Source organism: Gulosibacter massiliensis (assembly GCF_900626105.1).
GTDB classification, from domain to species: domain Bacteria; phylum Actinomycetota; class Actinomycetes; order Actinomycetales; family Microbacteriaceae; genus Gulosibacter; species Gulosibacter sediminis.
Map to the genome: position 1 here is coordinate 401,911 of NZ_UYZX01000001.1, position 17,100 is coordinate 419,010.

Here is a 17,100-nt window from a genome sequence, read left to right on the forward strand (position 1 = left end):
ACCATTCTACCCGAATCACCGCGCGCTCACGGAGCCACACAACTCAGGTGCCATAATTGCCAATGTGACACCCGATTCAGCATCCGAGCAGCCCTTGTCCAACGCGTCGTTCTCGCGCCCGGCCTCGCGCACCTCGGGTGACTGGAGCGCGCACATCGCGACCACGCTCGACCGCCTCGCCGACACGCTCGATCGCCTCGACGACGAACGGTGGGAGGCGCCGAGCATGTGCGGTGACTGGCGCGTGCGCGATGTCGCCGGCCACCTCATTTGGCGGCTCGGCCTCAACAGCTCCGACATGGTCGGATCGGCATTCGCGAGCATCGGCCGCAAGGGGTTCAACTTCAATCGCATCGTCGCCCAGCTGGCCCGCGATGAGGCCGCGGCGCCGACGCCCGTGCTCGTCGAGCAGCTGCGCGAGATCGCGAGCAGCAAGCTCGCGGGCGATCACCGCAACGGCATCATTGAGCTCACCGAAGCAGTCGTGCACGCCTACGACGTGACCGAGGCACTCGGCCTGCAGCTGCGGTTAAGCCCGCGCTCCACCGGCTCGGTCGCGCTCGCACGCACGAAGATGCCCTTCGGCGGTAAGGCAGTCAAGCTCGCGAGTAAGCGCTCGCTGCGGGCGACGGATGCGCGCTGGCAAATCGGCTCCGGCCCGACGCTCGATGCGACCGCCGGCGAGATCATCATGCACTTGTTCGGGCGTCGTCGCCTCGCCGTTAACTGAGCAGTTCGCGGGTGCGGGCGACGTCGTCGCCGAGGCTCGTAATGAGCGCCTCGAGCGAGTCGAACTTCAGCATCGGGCGAATGAAGTCGACGAACTCGACCGTGACGGAGTTGCCGTAAAGGTCGAGCGTCGCGTCGAGCACGTACGCCTCGATCTGCTTCTGCGGAACACCCTCGAAGGTCGGATTGTTGCCGATCGAGATAGCGGCCGGTAGCCGCTCTCCATCGACGTGCAACCAACCTGCGTAGACGCCGTCAGCGGGCACGTACCCCTCGAGCGTTTCAGGGCCGAGGTTCGCTGTCGGGAAGCCAAGCTCGCGCCCGCGCTTTGCGCCGTGCACGACCACGCCGCGCACGCGGTGGTTGCGGTCGAGCGCCGCCGCGGCGCCGCGCACATCCCCCTGCTCGAGCAGCTCGCGGATGCGTGTCGACGAGGCCCGGTGCGTGCCATCGTCCGAGGTGTCCTCGATGACGATGGTGTCAAAGCCGAGCTCGCCCCCGAGTTCGCGAAGATAGGCCACGTCGCCTGTCCCCTTGAAACCGAAACGGAAGTCGTTGCCAAGCACGATCGCGCGCATCCCAAGCTGTTCGATGAGGAACTTTCCGACGAAGTCGGCGGGGCTCATCTGCGAGAACTCGCGCGTGAACGGCACTACCACCGTGGCGTCGACACCAGAGTCGGCGAGCAGCTCTTCCTTCTGCAGCAGCGAGACCACGGGTTTCGGGGCTCGCTCGGGCGCGAATAGCGCGGCGGGGTGCCGGTCGAAGGTGACGACGACGCTGGTGAGGCCTCGCGCGAGCGACTCCTCACGCACTCGCGCGATGAGGTCGCGATGGCCGCAATGGAGCCCATCAAATTTGCCGATCGTCACCACGCTCGGTCGCAGCAGCGCCGGGAAGCTTGCGGGGTCGTTGACCAGAATCACGCGGTCACCGCCGCAGCGAAGCCGGCGCGCTCGGCACGTGAGCGTGTCTCGAGCACAGAGAAACCAGCGAGAGGAAGCACGAGAGGAATATACAGGTAGCCGCGTCCAAAGCCGCTCCAGACTGTTGCGGCGGGAAACAATTCGGGGTCGAGGCCGGAGAGCACACCGACCGTGATGACCCCCACGAATTCGAACCCGAGGGCCACCCAGGCGAGTCGACGCCACACAGCGCTGTGGTCCGCGAGGGCGAGCGCGATGCCCGCAAGGAGATAGACGACCGCGGCGACGGCGCTCAGCGTGTACGCGAGCGGCGCGACATCGAACTCCCGGATGATCTGAAAGGTGCTTCGGCCGCCTGCCGCGAGAAAGAGCACGACGTAGATGGCGACGAGGATGCGCGACTTGCCCATCAGCCCACCCAAATCGTTTGCATCCGGATCACCATAACCCCGACCGCGAACGCGGCCACCGCGAGCACCGCATTCGACCAACGCACGCGCTCGATGATCGCCCAGAGTCCGGCTAGTGGCGGAAGCAGCAGCGCGGCGATGAGATACATCCACAATTCGAGGCCGTCGCCGCGGATCGGATTGCCGACCGCGGGAGCGACGAGCACGGCGACGAGTTGGACGATGAGGAGCACCTCGACGAGCGCCAGCGAGCCGACGGTGACGTCGCCCGGCTTGCGATTCGCGAACGCCATGATGAGGCACAACAGGCCCGCGGCGGTGGCGACCGCGAACTGCACCCACGAGAACCACTCGCTCATTCGGCGCCCACGCTGCGCTGCGGCATGTTCATGAGGATCTTGCTCTCGCCGTCACGGATCTCGATGAGACCGATGAGGTTCCCCTCGGCGTCGAGGGCGGCGATCGGCTCGCTGAGACCATCGGTGCCCTCGGGGGCTGGGATGCGACGACCGTTCCGCAACGCGCTCGCCTGGACCTCGTCGGCGACAAAGGAAGGGAAGCGGGTCGTCGCGACCTTGGCGGGCGGTACGAGTCGGCTCGCGAGCTGCGCGTCGTCCACCGTCGTCGCGTTCGCCACGCGAAAGTCACCGACCGCGAGTCGGTTGAGCGCGGTGAGGTGTGCCCCCACCCCGAGGTCATTGCCGAGGTCGCGAGCAAGCGCGCGCACGTAGGTGCCCGACGAACAGCCGACGCGCAGGCGCACGTCGAGCACCGGCTGAGTCGTGCCGTCGGCGAGCCCCAGCTCGCGGAACTCGGTGCCGAGCACATGCAATTCGTGGATCGTGACGGTGCGCGCGGCGAGCTCGACCTGCTCGCCGTCGCGCACGCGCTTGTAGCTGCGCACACCGTTGACCTTGATGGCGCTCACCGCGCTCGGTACCTGCTGGATCTCGCCGCGCAGCTTCACCAGCGCGGCCTCGAGCCGGTCGTGAGTGACGGCCCGCACGAGCTCCGGGGACGCAAGACTCGTCACCTCGCCATCGGCATCCTCGGTGTTCGTCGCGATGCCGAAGCGCGCGGTGGCCTCGTAAACCTTGTCCTCGCCAACGAGGTACGTCAGCAGGCGAGTGGCGTCGCCGACGCCGAGCAGCATGAGCCCCGTCGCCATGGGGTCAAGCGTGCCCGCATGACCGACCTTGCGCGTGCCCAGCGCGCGCCGCGTCTTGGCAACGAGATCGTGGCTTGTGATGCCCGACGGCTTGTCGAGCAGCAGCAGGCCGTGCGGGCCATCGGAACGTTGAGACATCCGTACGATTCTATGCCCGCTCGTCGCTAGGCTGAGTCGATGCGAATTTCTGTGGTGGGCGTTGGTGCGGTCGGTGGAACGCTGACGGCGCTCCTCGCCCGCGCCGGGCACGAGGTGCACGCCGTCGCGCGCGGCGCGACGCTCGACGCGCTGCGCGAGCACGGCATCCGCTTGCGCGGCGCGCAGGGCAACTTCACGGTGGCCGTCAGTGCCAGCGACGCGGTTGCCTCCGACACGGAACTCGTCCTGCTCGCCGTGCGCACCTACCAAACCGAGGCGGCGGTGCAGCAACAGGCCGGAGCGATTGCGTCAACGCCCATTGTGGTCACCCAGAATGGCGTCCGCGGACCCTCCGAGGTCGCCCGGCTCCTCGGTCGGAGCGACGGCATCTACGGCCTTGTCTCGACGTTCCCCGCCACGAATCTCGGTGCCGCCGAGATCCGCGTAACCGGCCCCGGCAAGTTGACGCTCGCCGCCATTTCCGCGGGCGGCTACGGGGCCGCGCAAGAGCTTGCGGGCGCATTCACCGGTGCCCTGCCGTCGGCCGCCTCGCCGAATCTGGACGGCCTGTTGTGGATGAAGCTGTTCTTGAATCAGGTCAACGCCCTGCCCGCCGTCACCGGCCTCAGCGTGCAGCGCGTGAGCGCGCATCCCCTGCTCGCGCCGATCGTCGCCCGCTCGCTCGAAGAACTCGTTTCGGTGGCGGATGCACGGCGCATCTGCTTTGCCCGGGTGGCCGGCATGCACCCACACTTTGCCGACCTGGTGCGCGATGGCAGGGCGCTCGAGGTGGTCCGCGGCAAGCTGGGCCGCATGTTCGGCACGACCCCAAACCCCGCCTCAACGCTCCAATCTATTCGGCGCGGCCAGATAACCGAGATTGACGCGCTCAACGGCGAGGTCGTGCGCAGCGCCGCTGCTGTCGGCCTGGCTGTTCCCGTGAACACGCGAGTCACTCGGCTCGTGCACGAGGTGTCGGCGACGCAACGGTTCCTGCCGCCCCGCGAACTCGCCCGCAGGGTCATGGCATGACGTCGAAGAATGCGCTGGTCGGCACCGTCATTGACTGGTACGGCCGCACGGCCCGCGATTTCCCTTGGCGCAAACCCGACTGCAGCCCGTGGGGCATCCTCGTGAGCGAGGTCATGAGCCAGCAGACCCAGATGTCGCGCGTGTTGCCCAAATGGCTCGAGTTCATGTCCAAGTGGCCGACGCCCGCCGACCTCGCGGCGGCGAGCGACGCCGACGTGATTCGGGCCTGGGACCGGCTCGGTTACCCACGTCGGGCAGTTGCCCTACGCCGTTGCGCACAGGCGATAGTCCAGCACCATGATGGTGAGGTGCCGCGAAGCCGGGATGCGCTGCTGGCGCTACCTGGCATCGGCCCGTACACCTCGGCCGCGGTCGCTTCGTTTGCCTATGGCGAGGTCGTGCCGGTCGTCGACACGAACGTGCGACGCGTGCTCGCGCGCACGCGTCACGGCCAGCAGCACGCGTGGCTGCCGAACCATCGCCGCGACGACGCCGAGATGCTCGCGGTGCTCCCCATCGACCCCGACGAGGCATCATCGTGGAACGCCGGATCGATGGAGCTCGGCGCGGTCATCTGCGTCGCCCGCGCGCCATTGTGTGACGCCTGCCCCGTTGCGGAGCTGTGCGAATGGCACCTCGCCGGCAACCCCGAAACACCCGCACCGGGCCGTTCGCAGGCGAAGTTTGCCGGGTCGGACCGCGAACTGCGCGGCAGAATCATGCGCCTGCTGCGAGAACGTCACGAGGGTATCGCCGAGGATGCGCTCCCCCACGAACTCGGTGCAGCAGACACCGAATTTTCTGCCCGCATCGCTCGGCTCATCGACGCGTTGGTGGTGGACCAACTAGCAGTGCGGGAGGACGAATTTCTTCGCCTCCCGCACTGATTGATGGAGCTTATTGCTGCTCGTCGTCAGCGTCTCGATAGGGGTTGGACTCCCCCGCGAAACCCTTACCGTCGCGTTCGGACGCGAGTCGCGCATCCTCATCACGCGCCCGAGCCAGGAGGTCGTCGATGCGACCCGCGTTGTCAGGCAGGGCATCCAGCACGAACTCGAGCGACGGCGTCAGCCTCACATTGAGGTTGCGACCCACCTCGGAGCGAATCATGCCCGTCGCGCTCTTCAGCGCGGCGGCCGACTCGATCCGTTCCTCGTCGGTGCCATACACCGTGTAGAAGATGGTTGCGTGCTGCAGGTCGCCGGTCACACGCACGTCGGTGATGGTGACGAAGCCGAGACGAGGGTCTTTCACCCCTCGCTCGAGGGTCTTCGCCACCAGCACCTTGATGCGATCAGCCAGGCGTGCAGCCCGAGCGTTGTCAGTCACGAGGCTTCTCCACCATCTCCGTGGTTTCGATCTCGTCACCGATCTGGATGTCGTTGAACTTGCCGAGTCCGATACCGCACTCGAAGCCATCACGAACCTCGGTCACGTCATCCTTAAAGCGGCGCAGCGACTCGATGGCGAGGCCATCGCCAACGACAACACCGTTGCGGATGACGCGGGCCTTCGCGTTGCGCGTGATCGTGCCCGACTGCACGAGGCAGCCGGCGATGTTGCCAAACTTCGACGAACGGAAGATCTCGCGGATCTCCGCAACGCCCGACCGGACTTCCTCGTACTCCGGCTCGAGCATGCCCTTGAGCGAACGCTCGACCGAATCGATGGCGTCGTAAATGACCGAGTAGAAGCGGATATCCACGCCCTCGCGGGCCGCGGCGGCACGCGCCTTCTGGTCAGGACGAACGTTGAAGCCGATGATCACGGCGCTGTCGATGGTCGCCAGGTTGACGTCCGACTCGCTGATCGCACCAACACCGCGGTGGATGATGCGCAGCTGCACCGAGTCGTCGACCTCGATCTTGAGCAGCGAGTCCTCGAGCGCCTCGACGGCACCGGAGACGTCACCCTTGATGATGAGGTTGAGCGACTGCACCTTGCCCTCTTCGAGCGCGCGGGTGAAGTCCTCGAGCGACATGCGCTTGCGGGCCTTCGCGAGCTGCGCGTTGCGTTCGACCGCTTCGCGCTTCTCGGCAATCTGACGAGCCGTGCGGTCGTCCTCGGTCACAAGGAACGTGTCACCAGCGCGAGGCACCGAGCTGAGGCCCTGCACCTGCACGGGACGCGACGGGTAGGCCGCCTCAACCATCTCGCCGTTCTCGTCGAGCATCGCACGCACGCGGCCGTATGCCGTGCCGGCCACGATCGAGTCACCGACACGGAGGCTACCCGACTGGATGAGCACGGTCGCAACCGCACCGCGACCCTTGTCGAGCTTCGCCTCGATCGCCGTTCCGCGGGCATCCTTGTTCGGGTTCGCGCGCAGGTCGAGCTCGGCGTCGGCGGTGAGCAGCACGGCGTCAATGACCTCGCGCACACCCTCGCCGGTCTTCGCCGAAACGTTGACGAACATGGTGTCGCCACCATATTCCTCAGCAATGAGCTCATACTCGGTCAGCTGAGCGCGGACCTTGTCGGGGTTCGCACCCTCGGCATCGATCTTGTTGACCGCGACGACGATGGGCACGCCCGCCGCCTTCGCGTGGTTCAGCGCCTCAATCGTCTGCGGCATGATGCCGTCGTCGGCCGCGACCACGAGGATCGCAACGTCGGTGACGTTCGCACCACGGGCACGCATGGCGGTGAACGCCTCGTGACCCGGGGTGTCGATGAAGGTAATCGCGCGCTGGACACCCTCCTGCTCGCCCCACACCTGGTACGCACCAATGTGCTGGGTGATGCCGCCGGCCTCGCCAGCTTGAACGTCACTGCGACGGATCGCGTCGAGCAGTCGAGTCTTACCGTGATCGACGTGACCCATCACGGTCACAACCGGCGGACGAACCTCGAGCTCTTCATCGGTCTCCGCGTCCTCTTCGCCTTCGAGGTCAATGTCGAAGGTTTCGAGCAGCTCGCGGTCTTCGTCCTCGGGCGAGACGATCTCGATCTTGTAGCCGAGCTCCTCACCGAGCACCTGGAACGTGCCCTCGTCGAGCGACTCTGTCGCGGTCGCCATCTCACCGAGGTGGAACAGCACCGTTACGAGGTCACCGGGCGACGCATCAATCTTGTCGGCGAAGTCTGAGATCGACGCGCCGCGACGCAGCCTGATGCGCGTCTCGCCATTGCCGCGGGGAACCTTCACGCCGCCAATCGACGGCGCCTCCCGCATCTCAAATTCTGCCCGCTTCGTCCGCTTCGACTTGCGCGCCTTCGACTTACCGCCGCCGCGACCGAAGGCACCAGCGGTGCCGCCGCGACCGCGGCCGCCGGGGCCCGGACGTCCGCCGCCGCCACCGGCGCGAGGCGCGCCGAATCCGCCGCCACCGCCGCCGGCACCGCCTGGACGACCACCGCCGCCAGCGCCGCCAGCGCCGCCGGGACGACCGCGACCGCCACCAGCGTTCTGGGGACGCTCACCGGGCAACACGCGGGGCTGACCCGGGCGCGCCGGACCAGCGGGACCACGACCGCCGACGGAACCCGGCTTCGGGGCACCCGGACGGGGGCCACCGGGGCGCGGTGCGCCACCCTGGCCCTGCTTGGGGCTGAAGGGGTTGTTCCCCGGTCGCGGGCGTGCACCCATACCCTGCGCCGATGCGTAGGGGTTGTTTCCGGGGCGTGGGCCGCGGGGGCGAGGGATGTTGTTGCCGTCGGCGCCGCCGGGCTTCGGCGCAGCTGCACCGGGCTTCGGCGCAGGCGACTGACCGGGCTTGGCGCTACCTTGTGCGGGCTTTGCCTGCGCCTCACCGGGCTTCGGCGTGGGCGTTGGCGCGACAGCCGAACGAGCAGCCGGCTTCGGCGCGGCAGCCTCGGCGGGCTTGTTCGACGCAGGCTTCGGAGCCGACTGAGCACGGCTCTGCGCCGCCGGAGCGGCCTTGCCAGCACCCGACTTGGCGGCGCCAGGCTTCGCCGCACCGGTCTTCGCTGCGCCCGGCTTCGGCGCGGCCGAACGAGCGGCGGGCTTCGGGGCGCCGGGCTTCGGCGCACCCGATGCGGATGCAGGCTTCGGCGCAGCGGGTGCTGCCGCTGCGGCCGGCTTCGGTGCCTCGGCAGCACTTTCGGCGCCGCCCTGGTCGGCACGACGCTTCAGTTCGTCTCGCAGGCGGCGAGCCACGGGAGGCTCAACACTCGAGGACGCGGTCTTTACGAACTCGCCCATTTCCTGCAGGGTCGCGAGTGCGACCTTAGATTCGACGCCCATCTCGGCGGCGATCTCATGTACGCGTGGTTTTGCCACAGTTCTCCTCATCAGGGTCTGCCCCTGACGGGAGCAGACCAATTAACGGTTGTGCCTCATCGCGAGCCACTCATGATTGGTCCATAGTCCGATCAACAACCTTTGCTGGTAGTGCAGTTAGGTACGAACGAAGGGCGCTGTCATCCAACTCCCCGGCGCGCAATGCGCGTCGGAACTGCTTTCGGTCGAGCGCGTGAGTTACGCAGTCAACCTGCGGATGTAACCACGCACCCCGACCCGGCAGCGTCCGGTTCCAGTCAAGCTGGAGCCTTCCGGATACCTCGACAACTCTGATGAGTTGTTCTTGTGAGGCGCGCACGCGACATCCAATGCACGTTCGCACTGCATCCATAGTACTCCCATGTCGGCGCATGCGCCGCTATGACTCGTCGGGGTCTTCCATCACGCTGTCGGGCTGAATGTCAATCCGAGCTCCGGTGAGGCGCGCCGCGAGGCGGGCGTTCTGTCCTTCCTTGCCGATCGCGAGCGACAGCTGGAAGTCGGGAACGAGCACACGCACTGCCTTCGTCTTCGGGTCGAGTACGAACGAGCTCGAAACCTTTGCCGGGCTCAGTGCGTTCGCCACGAAGTCGGAGAGGTTGTTCGAGTAGTCGACGATGTCGATCTTCTCGTCATCGAGCTCGTTGGTGACGGCACGCACGCGAGCGCCGAGCGGGCCGATGCAGGCACCCTTCGCGTTGAAGCCCGGCTCGGTGGCGCGCACGGCGACCTTGGAGCGATGACCAGCCTCGCGAGCAACCGCGACGATGTCGACCATGCCGTTGGCGATCTCGGGAACCTCGTTCGCAAAGAGCTTTCGCACAAGCTGCGGGTGGGTTCGCGAAACCGTAATGCGTGCGCTGCGGGTGCCACGCCCTACGCGCTCAACGCGCTCCACCTTGGTCACAAACACGCGGATGCGGCGACCGTGGCGGTAGTCCTCACCCGGCACCTGCTCCTCGGGCGGCATGATGGCCTCGACACCGGGGGCGATCTCGATGCGCACCATCTTCGGGTCGTCACCCTGCTGGATGACGCCGTTGACGATGTCGCCCTCGCGACCACGGAACTCCCCGAGCACCTTGTCGGTGTCGATGTTGCGCATCCGCTGCGTGATGACCTGCTTCGCTGCCGAGGCGGCGATGCGGCCGAAGTCTTCGGCGGGCAGAAGGGCCTCGCCGATTACCTCGCCCTCGTCGTTGTACTGCGGCTCAACGATGGTGACCTCGCCAGTGCGACGGTCGAGGTTGACGCGCGAGCCCTCGGGCGGAGTGTCCTTGCCGGCTTCCGCGGTCGCGTGCTTCACGTACGCGGCGAAGATGGCCTGCTCGAGGATCTCGACGAGTTCGTCGAAGGGGATTTCCCGTTCCCGCTCGAGTGTTCTCAGCACTGCAGGATCGATCTTCATGGGCTCTCCTCCGTATTCAGATTTGGGTGCCGGCTACTCGCCGGAAACGATTATCTTACCGCACGGGCTGCCAGCAGCGCGGGAATTGCCTCGTCGATCGAAACCTGAGTCCGTTCGTTGCTCCGTCGGTTCCAGAGTTCGACGATGCCGTCTGCTGCCGTCTTGCCCGCGATCAGGATCCACGGAATGCCGATGAGCTCGGCGTCGCCGAACTTCACGCCGGGCGATTCCTTCGGACGGTCGTCGAAGAGCACCTCGAGACCAGCTGCCTCGGCGCCTTCCGCGAGCTGGGTGGCCACCTGCAGCGGCACCTCGCCCTTGCCAGTGGCGATGACGTGCACGTCAAACGGGGCGAGTTCCTCGGGCCAGATGAGACCGCGCTCGTCGTGATTCTGCTCGGCCACGAGCGCGAGGTTGCGCGTCACGCCGATGCCGTAGGAACCCATCGTCACGACGACCTGCTTGCCGTTCGGGTCGAGAACCTTCGCGCCGAGCGCCTCGGCATACTTACGTCCGAGCTGGAATACGTGACCGATCTCGGTGCCGCGTTCGGCGGTGATGGGGCCGAGCCCGCCGGGAGCCGGGTCGCCGTCGCGCACCTCGGCCGCCTCGACTCGTCCGTCAGCGACGAAGTCGCGACCGTACACCAGGTGTCGAACGTGCTTCTCGTTGGTGTTGGCGCCCGTGACCCAGGTTGAGCCGTCGCCGATGCGGGTGTCGAGGAAGTACGGAATGCCGGTGGTCGAGCCCTCGCCGAGAAACTGCTCGCCGTCCTTCCACGGGCCGATGTAGCCGCGGACCAGCTCGGGATGCGCCTTAAGGTCGTCCTCCGTCGCCGCCTCAACCTCCCGCGGCGCGAAGGCGATCTCGAGGCGCTTCATGTCGACCGCGCGGTCGCCCTGCAGGCCAACGATGGCGAGCTCACGCTTGCCCTCGTGGTCGGTGAGCGCGACGACGAGGTTTTTCAACGTGGCATCGCCGGTGATGTTTTCCAGTTCGCAGATCGCGGTGATCGTGCCCGCGTTCGGGGTGTCGAACACCTCGACGGCGGGGTCGCTCGACGCGTCACGAGGTTCGGCCGGAGTCGCCGTGTACGCCTCGACGTTCGCGGCGTAGCTGCCGTCAGCGGTGCGCACGAAGGTGTCCTCGCCGATTTCGGTCGGGTGGAGGAATTCCTCCGACTTCGATCCGCCCATGGCGCCCGAGTCGGCCGCGACGATGACGTAGTCGAGCCCGAGGCGGCGGAAGATGCGCTCGTACGCATCGCGCTGCGCCTGGTAGCTCGCGTCGAGCCCCTCATCGTTCCAGTCGAACGAGTAGGCGTCCTTCATGGTGAACTCGCGGCCGCGCAGGATGCCGGCTCGGGGCCGGGCCTCGTCGCGGTACTTGTCCTGGATCTGATAGATCGTGATCGGGAGATCCTTATACGACGAGAACAGGTCCTTCACCGCGAGCGTGAAGGCCTCCTCGTGCGTCGGCGCCAGCACCATCTCGGCGTCCTTGCGGTCGGAGAGGTGGAACATCCCGTCGCCATAGTCGTCGACACGGCCCGTGGCCTCGTAAAACTCCTGCGGCAGCAGCGCCGGGAAGAGCATCTCCTGCGCGCCGGCAGCCGCGAGCTCTTCGCGGATGATCGCCTCAACGCGTCGGCGAACACGCAACCCGATCGGCAGCCAGGCGAAGATACCCGGTGCCTGACGTCGGATGTACCCGGCGCGAACGAGGAGGCGGTGGCTCGCGACCTCGGCGTCGGCCGGGTTGTCGCGGAGCGTGCGAAGGAAGTAGTTCGACAGACGTTGGATCACGTCGGCCATCGTACCCCGCGCTACCAGGGTTGATCGGGCTGGCTCTGCCCGTAACCGCCCTCTTCGTCCTCGACGTCGTTCTGACGATCCTGCTGATTGTCGCCGAGCCCGTTCTCGAGCTCGTCGAGCGCGTCCGGGTCGGGTTGCGTCTCGGTGCCGCCATCACTTTCACCGCCAGGGCTATCGGAGCCGTCGCCGCCGTCCTGCGGCTGCTCCTGTTGCTCCCGCTGCTGCTCGAGTTCTTCGAGCTTCTCGGTGATGCGGGCGTCGCTGTCGGTGATCGAGCGGTTCGAGGTCGAGAACTCGCAGCTCACGTCTGCCTCATCGAGTACGGTCAACGCCTCCTGATACTTCGCAATGGCGGTTTCGGCGTCCTCCGCCTCGAGCGCGACATCGCCCTCGCGCTCGATCGCGATCGCGAGGTTCGCGCGAATCGGGCACTGCTCGCTGGGACTCGCCAGATCGAGGGCCGAGTGGAACTGCTCCTGTGCCTCGGCCAGTGCATCCAGTCGCAGGTAGTTCGTGCCCATGTTGTAGAAGGGCTTCCACGGCTCGACGACATTGGCAAACTTCAGCTGGCCGGAGGTATTCAGCGAGCCCTCATACTCGGCCTGCGAATACTGGCTCAGCGCGGTCTGGGCGATCGCGTGCTGCGAAATGAGCTTTGCCGACACCAACAGCAAGGCGATCGAGAACGGCAGGCTCCACAGCATGAGGCGACGGCGAAGTCGCCTGCGCCGACGCGCCGCTGAGATCGCGGGGTCCTGCACCTTCTGCTTTCGCTGGTGACGCACCGTGCGGTCGCTCACAAAGTCGTTCATCTCGTCACTCATACGTCGTCACCCGCCCCGACGGCACGCGCATCCTCGCGCCGCTCCTGCTCGCCCAGCGCATCGCGCACCTCTCGCCCGGCGCGCACGAGCAGGAAGCTCTCAACGAGCAACCACCCGACAATGACCAGCGCGAACACCCAGTAGACCGGGAAGCTCATGCGGTTGGCGGCCTCGGGTGCCAACGTGCCGCGGCGCACATCGACTTGCGCCGCCTCGGGTTCCGAGTTTGCGTCGCGGTGCTGGTAGCTCACCCGCAGCTGCTGCGCGATGCCGTCGAGCGTCTCCTCGTCGATCTTCGAGACTCCCGGCTCATAGGTGCCGTAGTCATAGAGGTAGTCGGTGTAGTTGCGGCCATAGGTGTCATAAGCTCGCACTTTTCCGCCGGCCTTCGTCCCATAACCGAGCACGCTGCCGCCCTGCACGAGTCCCGCGGATTCCGAGAAGTCGTTGGCATCGCTGCCGAGCGTGTCTTCGCCATCACCGAGGTAGTAGACGACGCGGGCGCGCTCGCCCTCAGGGTCGGCCTCGACCGCATCCTGCAGCACGTCGTGCAGGAGGTCGGCCGCAATCGTGGGTGAGGAGCCCATCGCATAGAAGCCATCTTCCGGCGTCAGCAGGTCGACCGCCTCCTGCAGCGCCGTCGCATCGCTCGTGAACGGCAATCGCTGCGAGGCGACCGAATTGAAGGTGATCATGGCGAAGCGGGCCCCTGGGTGATCCGCGGCGAGCTTCTTGATGTCGTCTTTCATGCCCTCAAGCCGCACCGCGGTACTCCCCCAGTCTTCCGCCCCGACCGACGCTGAAGTATCGACGACAAACACGACGTCGACCGCATCGTTCGCGACGTTCGCCGAGTAGGTGCCGATGCCCGGGCGTGCGAGGGCTCCCACGAGCGCGAGCACCATCACCAGGCGACCGAGCCACATCAGCCGGGCCCGCGCGGGCGCGCGGACGGCCGCGAAACCGACGTAGCCGACCAGCAGCGCCGCGATGACCACGAGGAGCCACGGCGGGAGCATGGGATCCCAGGTCATATGCGCAGCCTCCTCGCGCACACGAGGAACACCGGAATACCGATGAGCAGTCCCCACAGCCAGAACTCGGGGCGGTCGATGACGTAGAGCTGCGGAGCGCCCTGAATCTTGCTCGTCTGCTCGCTCGTGATCGTGTCCACGATCTCGTCGACCGAGTCCTCCGCGGTGAGTGGGAAGTACGGGAACTCGTACTCGGTCATGACGCCCTCGTACTCGGCCGCGAAGGCGTCTCGGTACTCGTTCGCGTCCAGACCGAACACCGTGATGAAGTTGTCGCGGGCGTACGCGGCCGCCTGCTCGAGCGACACGGTCGGGGCCCCGTTCACGACGTTGTCGGTGGCGAGAATGATCGACCTCGAGCGGCCGTCGTCAACCGGCGGTTCGGTGGAGGACGGCTCGGCCCCCGGGAACTGCATGACGCACGAGGCGAGGCCGTCGCCGACGAGCGAGGCGCCGGGCCGGGTAAGCGTTCCGCTCGTATACACCGCGGACCCCGTGCCGGACTTCATGGCGTCCCGTACCGTCTTGAGTTGGTCTTCGACGAACGCATAGTCGTCGGTGAGCGGGAAGACAGGCACCGCGGACGAGTTCCAGAGCACGAGCGACATGCGTTCGCCCTCGAAGCCGGGCAGCATTTCGAGGTAGCGATCAATCACGTCGGCGTCGTACTCAGTCATCGACCCCGACACATCCAGGCAGAGCACGATGTCGCGGTTGTATTTCTCGGGAGTCTCGACTCGCGTGTAGACCCAGCGCGCCGCCGCAACGGTACCGGTCGCGAGCACGAGGGCGAGCACCACGGCGGTGACGCCAATGAACAGGCCAGACCGGGCGAGTGCCGTTCGATAACCAGGCAGCTCGGTCACGCGCCAGGAATTCGCGATTGCTCGGCCGGCCGTTCGGCGCCGGCCGAGCCACCACCCCGCGGCAATCACCGCGATCAGCACCACGATTACGGCGATGGGCAACCACCAGAATGCTAGTTCCATCCCGAAATCACCGCCCTCGCATCTCGTGTTGCCGCCGCTACATCACGCTGCGCCTCGGGCGCGAAGATACCCGGGTAGAGCTGCGCCACCGTTCTCGTCGTGCCCTGCAGCTGTGTGCGCGAGAGGTCGGCCAGGGTCATGTGGTCGGCGGGAACGCCGGTGGCCTCGGCCACGAACTCGCGCATGGTCGCGCTGAGCTGCTCGTAGGCGGAGCGATCGTCGAGTTCACCCGAGCTGGCCTGTCGTTCGATGGTATCGACCCGCGCGAATGCCTGGGCCCGAGCGGCGTCCACATCGATGGTCTCGTCGTGCTCAGCTTCGTTCGTGCGCGAAGGGTCGCGGGTAAACACCCACACGAGCAGGTAGTAGACAACAACGAGCGCGATGAACCCGATGCCAAGCCAAAGCCAAAACGCGCTGTAGCCGACGAGCGGCAGCACCTCGCCCGGCAGCTCGGGCGGCGTGGTGGCGCTCGCGAAATCAAATCCGGGCATGCTGCCTCACTCGTAGGAGTTCGAGCAGCGCCGGCACTGCGCCATCGACGCGCTCGATGCGCGTATGCGACACGCCTCGGCGCTCGAGCTCGGTGCGCAGTTCGCGGGCGCGCTCGGCCATGGCGGCGTCAAGCTCTCGGCGCAGCTTCGGAGAGCGAGCGAGCGTGCGTGGCATCTCCCAGCCGCCGTCGACGTCAAAGCTGGTGGCTTGCCCACCGCGCCCGATGGGGTCGCCATCGCCGACCTCGATCCACACGAGTTGGTGCGCGGCCGAAAGCGCGCCGAGCTGCTCACGCAGCCGCTCATCCAGCCGCAGTTCATCGGCGATGACCACCACGAACATCCGCTGCTTGAGCGTGACGCGGGCGCGCTCGAGCAAGCTGATCACGTCGCTGCGGGCGCCATCAACCGCGATCGGTGCGCTCGCGGCCCGAAGACCGCGCTCGAGCGACCCCTCGGTCGCGCGAAACGGAAGTTGCTGGATCCCGTCGGCGTTGCCGCTGATGAAGGCGACTTCGTCGCCATGGCGCTGCGCGATGTAGCCGAGCGCACCGGCCGCCATGATCGCGATGTCACGCTTCGGGTCGCCGCCGGTCGAGCCGGTGGCCATGTTTCGGCCCGAATCCATGACGAAGCAGACGCGGTTGCGCCGCTCGTCGGCCCAGCGGCGCACGAGCGTCGTACCAGAGCGTGCCGAGGCGTTCCAATCGATGTCGGCCACCTCGTCGCCCGGCTCATATTCGCGCAGGTCATCGAAGTCCATGCTGCGACCGCGATGCATCGCCGCGTACTGGCCCTCAAGCAGGTGCGTCGCACGTCGCCGAGACCGCAGAAAGAGTTTGGTCTTGACGCGCGTCAGCAGTGCCTCTTCGGTCACGGGGTACGAACCGCCTGCAGGATCGCGTCGATGACCTGCTCGGGCCGAACGCCGGTCGCCTCGGCCTCAAAGCCGAGCAGCACGCGGTGGCGCAGGACGCGGTATGCGAGCGAGCGCACATCCTCGGGGATCACGTGGTCGCGGCCCTGCAGCAGCGCGACCGCACGGGCACCCGCGGTGAAGTTGATCGACGCACGCGGCGAGACGCCCGCCTCGACCAGGCGCGCGACGTCGGGGTCGAGGTACTGGTCGACGTGCCTGGTGACATAGGCGATCGACACGATGTACTCGGTGATCGCCGGGTCGACGTAGACCCGACGCGTGAGCTCCTGTAACTCCAGGACCTCCTCGAGCGAGGCCACGGGCGCCGGATGGTCGAGGAACACGCCCGCGTCGATGCGGCGCAGCACTTCGGCCTCCTCGTGCGGCTGCGGGTAGTCGAGCACGTCCTTGAGCATGAAGCGGTCGAGCTGCGCCTCGGCGAGCACGTAGGTGCCCTCCTGCTCTATCGGGTTCTGCGTGGCGATCACGAGGAACGGGTCGGGCAGCGGGTAACGCTTGCCGCCGATTGTGGTCTGACGCTCCTGCATCGCCTCGAGCATCGCCGACTGGGTCTTCGCGCTCGAACGGTTGATCTCGTCAAGCAGCACGACGTTCGCGTGCACTGGGCCGAGCCGGGTCTCGAAGCGGGCCTCGACCGCGTCGTAGACCTGCGTGCCGATGATGTCGCTCGGCAGCAGGTCGGGAGTGCACTGGATGCGCCGAAATTCTCCGTCGAGCGCCGCAGCGAGCGTTTCTGCCGCCGTCGTCTTCGCGAGACCTGGCACGGATTCGAGCAGCACGTGGCCGCCCGTTAGCAAGCCGATGAGCAGCGTCTGCCGTAGGCGGTCCTGCCCCACCACCCGACTTTCAAGTGCGGTGCCGATCCTGCCGGTGAGGTCGTACGCTCTTGCGAGATCGTCGTGGGTGATGCGGGAGGCAGTCATGCAGGCCATCGTACGCAGCCCTCGCTCG

Annotated in this window: 18 protein-coding genes; 3 read left to right on the plus strand and 15 right to left on the minus strand. The window is 66.8% G+C overall.

Annotation, left to right across the window (positions count from 1 at the left end; genetic code table 11):
* Positions 1 to 94: 94 nt before the first annotated feature.
* Positions 95 to 730: a maleylpyruvate isomerase family mycothiol-dependent enzyme gene (locus EJL01_RS01965; RefSeq protein ID WP_164509689.1), complete on the plus strand. Its 636-nt coding sequence runs from the start codon at positions 95 to 97 to the stop codon at positions 728 to 730.
* On the opposite strand, the gene EJL01_RS01970 is transcribed toward EJL01_RS01965, so the two are convergent.
* The 4 genes from EJL01_RS01970 to truB are packed head-to-tail and all read right to left on the minus strand — an operon-like array spanning position 723 to position 3,371.
* Complete coding sequence (locus EJL01_RS01970; RefSeq protein WP_125106043.1) at positions 723 to 1,655, minus strand: bifunctional riboflavin kinase/FAD synthetase; 933 nt, start codon at positions 1,653 to 1,655, stop codon at positions 723 to 725. The genes EJL01_RS01965 and EJL01_RS01970 overlap by 8 nt on opposite strands.
* Positions 1,652 to 2,065 carry a hypothetical protein gene (locus tag EJL01_RS01975; protein ID WP_125106044.1) on the minus strand — a complete coding sequence of 138 codons (414 nt, stop codon included), beginning with the start codon at positions 2,063 to 2,065 and terminating at the stop codon, positions 1,652 to 1,654. Before EJL01_RS01975 ends, EJL01_RS01970 begins: the two co-directional genes overlap by 4 nt.
* Complete coding sequence (locus EJL01_RS01980; RefSeq protein ID WP_125106045.1) at positions 2,065 to 2,424, minus strand: hypothetical protein; 360 nt, start codon at positions 2,422 to 2,424, stop codon at positions 2,065 to 2,067. The genes EJL01_RS01975 and EJL01_RS01980 overlap by 1 nt, the downstream gene beginning before the upstream one ends.
* The gene (gene truB / locus EJL01_RS01985; RefSeq protein ID WP_125106046.1) at positions 2,421 to 3,371 is read right to left on the minus strand and encodes a tRNA pseudouridine(55) synthase TruB; all 951 of its coding nucleotides are present in this window, start codon (positions 3,369 to 3,371) and stop codon (positions 2,421 to 2,423) included. Before truB ends, EJL01_RS01980 begins: the two co-directional genes overlap by 4 nt.
* A 39-nt stretch (positions 3,372 to 3,410) precedes the next feature.
* Here truB and EJL01_RS01990 point away from each other — a divergent pair, with 39 nt between their 5' ends.
* Positions 3,411 to 4,403, plus strand: coding sequence for a ketopantoate reductase family protein (locus tag EJL01_RS01990; RefSeq protein ID WP_125106047.1), 993 nt, complete (start codon positions 3,411 to 3,413; stop codon positions 4,401 to 4,403).
* A complete protein-coding gene (locus EJL01_RS01995) occupies positions 4,400 to 5,290 on the plus strand; it encodes an HhH-GPD family protein (RefSeq protein WP_125106048.1) in 891 nt (296 codons plus the stop codon). Before EJL01_RS01990 ends, EJL01_RS01995 begins: the two co-directional genes overlap by 4 nt.
* A 10-nt stretch (positions 5,291 to 5,300) precedes the next feature.
* Here the strand turns inward: EJL01_RS01995 and rbfA are convergent, their stop codons facing one another.
* The 11 genes from rbfA to EJL01_RS02050 form a co-directional block, all read right to left on the minus strand.
* Positions 5,301 to 5,732 carry a 30S ribosome-binding factor RbfA gene (gene rbfA, locus EJL01_RS02000; RefSeq protein WP_125106049.1) on the minus strand — a complete coding sequence of 144 codons (432 nt, stop codon included), beginning with the start codon at positions 5,730 to 5,732 and terminating at the stop codon, positions 5,301 to 5,303.
* Positions 5,725 to 8,646, minus strand: coding sequence for a translation initiation factor IF-2 (infB, locus tag EJL01_RS02005; protein WP_125106050.1), 2,922 nt, complete (start codon positions 8,644 to 8,646; stop codon positions 5,725 to 5,727). Before infB ends, rbfA begins: the two co-directional genes overlap by 8 nt.
* A gap of 70 nt (positions 8,647 to 8,716) precedes the next feature.
* Positions 8,717 to 9,019, minus strand: a complete 303-nt coding sequence (locus EJL01_RS02010) for a YlxR family protein (RefSeq protein ID WP_348982887.1) — start codon at positions 9,017 to 9,019, stop codon at positions 8,717 to 8,719.
* A 6-nt stretch (positions 9,020 to 9,025) separates the two neighbouring features.
* Positions 9,026 to 10,054, minus strand: a complete 1,029-nt coding sequence (gene nusA / locus EJL01_RS02015; RefSeq protein WP_125106052.1) for a transcription termination factor NusA — start codon at positions 10,052 to 10,054, stop codon at positions 9,026 to 9,028.
* 50 nt (positions 10,055 to 10,104) lie between these two features.
* Positions 10,105 to 11,868, minus strand: a complete 1,764-nt coding sequence (locus EJL01_RS02020; RefSeq protein ID WP_431834719.1) for a proline--tRNA ligase — start codon at positions 11,866 to 11,868, stop codon at positions 10,105 to 10,107.
* An 11-nt stretch (positions 11,869 to 11,879) separates the two neighbouring features.
* Entirely contained in the window at positions 11,880 to 12,680 is an 801-nt protein-coding gene (locus tag EJL01_RS02025) for a tetratricopeptide repeat protein (RefSeq protein ID WP_164509690.1), read from the minus strand.
* A gap of 8 nt (positions 12,681 to 12,688) precedes the next feature.
* Entirely contained in the window at positions 12,689 to 13,726 is a 1,038-nt protein-coding gene (locus EJL01_RS02030) for a vWA domain-containing protein (protein WP_125106054.1), read from the minus strand.
* A complete protein-coding gene (locus EJL01_RS02035) occupies positions 13,723 to 14,715 on the minus strand; it encodes a vWA domain-containing protein (RefSeq protein WP_125106055.1) in 993 nt (330 codons plus the stop codon). Before EJL01_RS02035 ends, EJL01_RS02030 begins: the two co-directional genes overlap by 4 nt.
* Complete coding sequence (locus tag EJL01_RS02040) at positions 14,706 to 15,209, minus strand: hypothetical protein (RefSeq protein ID WP_125106056.1); 504 nt, start codon at positions 15,207 to 15,209, stop codon at positions 14,706 to 14,708. The genes EJL01_RS02035 and EJL01_RS02040 overlap by 10 nt, the downstream gene beginning before the upstream one ends.
* Positions 15,196 to 16,086, minus strand: coding sequence for a DUF58 domain-containing protein (locus EJL01_RS02045; RefSeq protein ID WP_125106057.1), 891 nt, complete (start codon positions 16,084 to 16,086; stop codon positions 15,196 to 15,198). Before EJL01_RS02045 ends, EJL01_RS02040 begins: the two co-directional genes overlap by 14 nt.
* Positions 16,083 to 17,081, minus strand: coding sequence for an AAA family ATPase (locus tag EJL01_RS02050; RefSeq protein ID WP_125106058.1), 999 nt, complete (start codon positions 17,079 to 17,081; stop codon positions 16,083 to 16,085). Before EJL01_RS02050 ends, EJL01_RS02045 begins: the two co-directional genes overlap by 4 nt.
* Positions 17,082 to 17,100 lie beyond the last annotated feature (19 nt).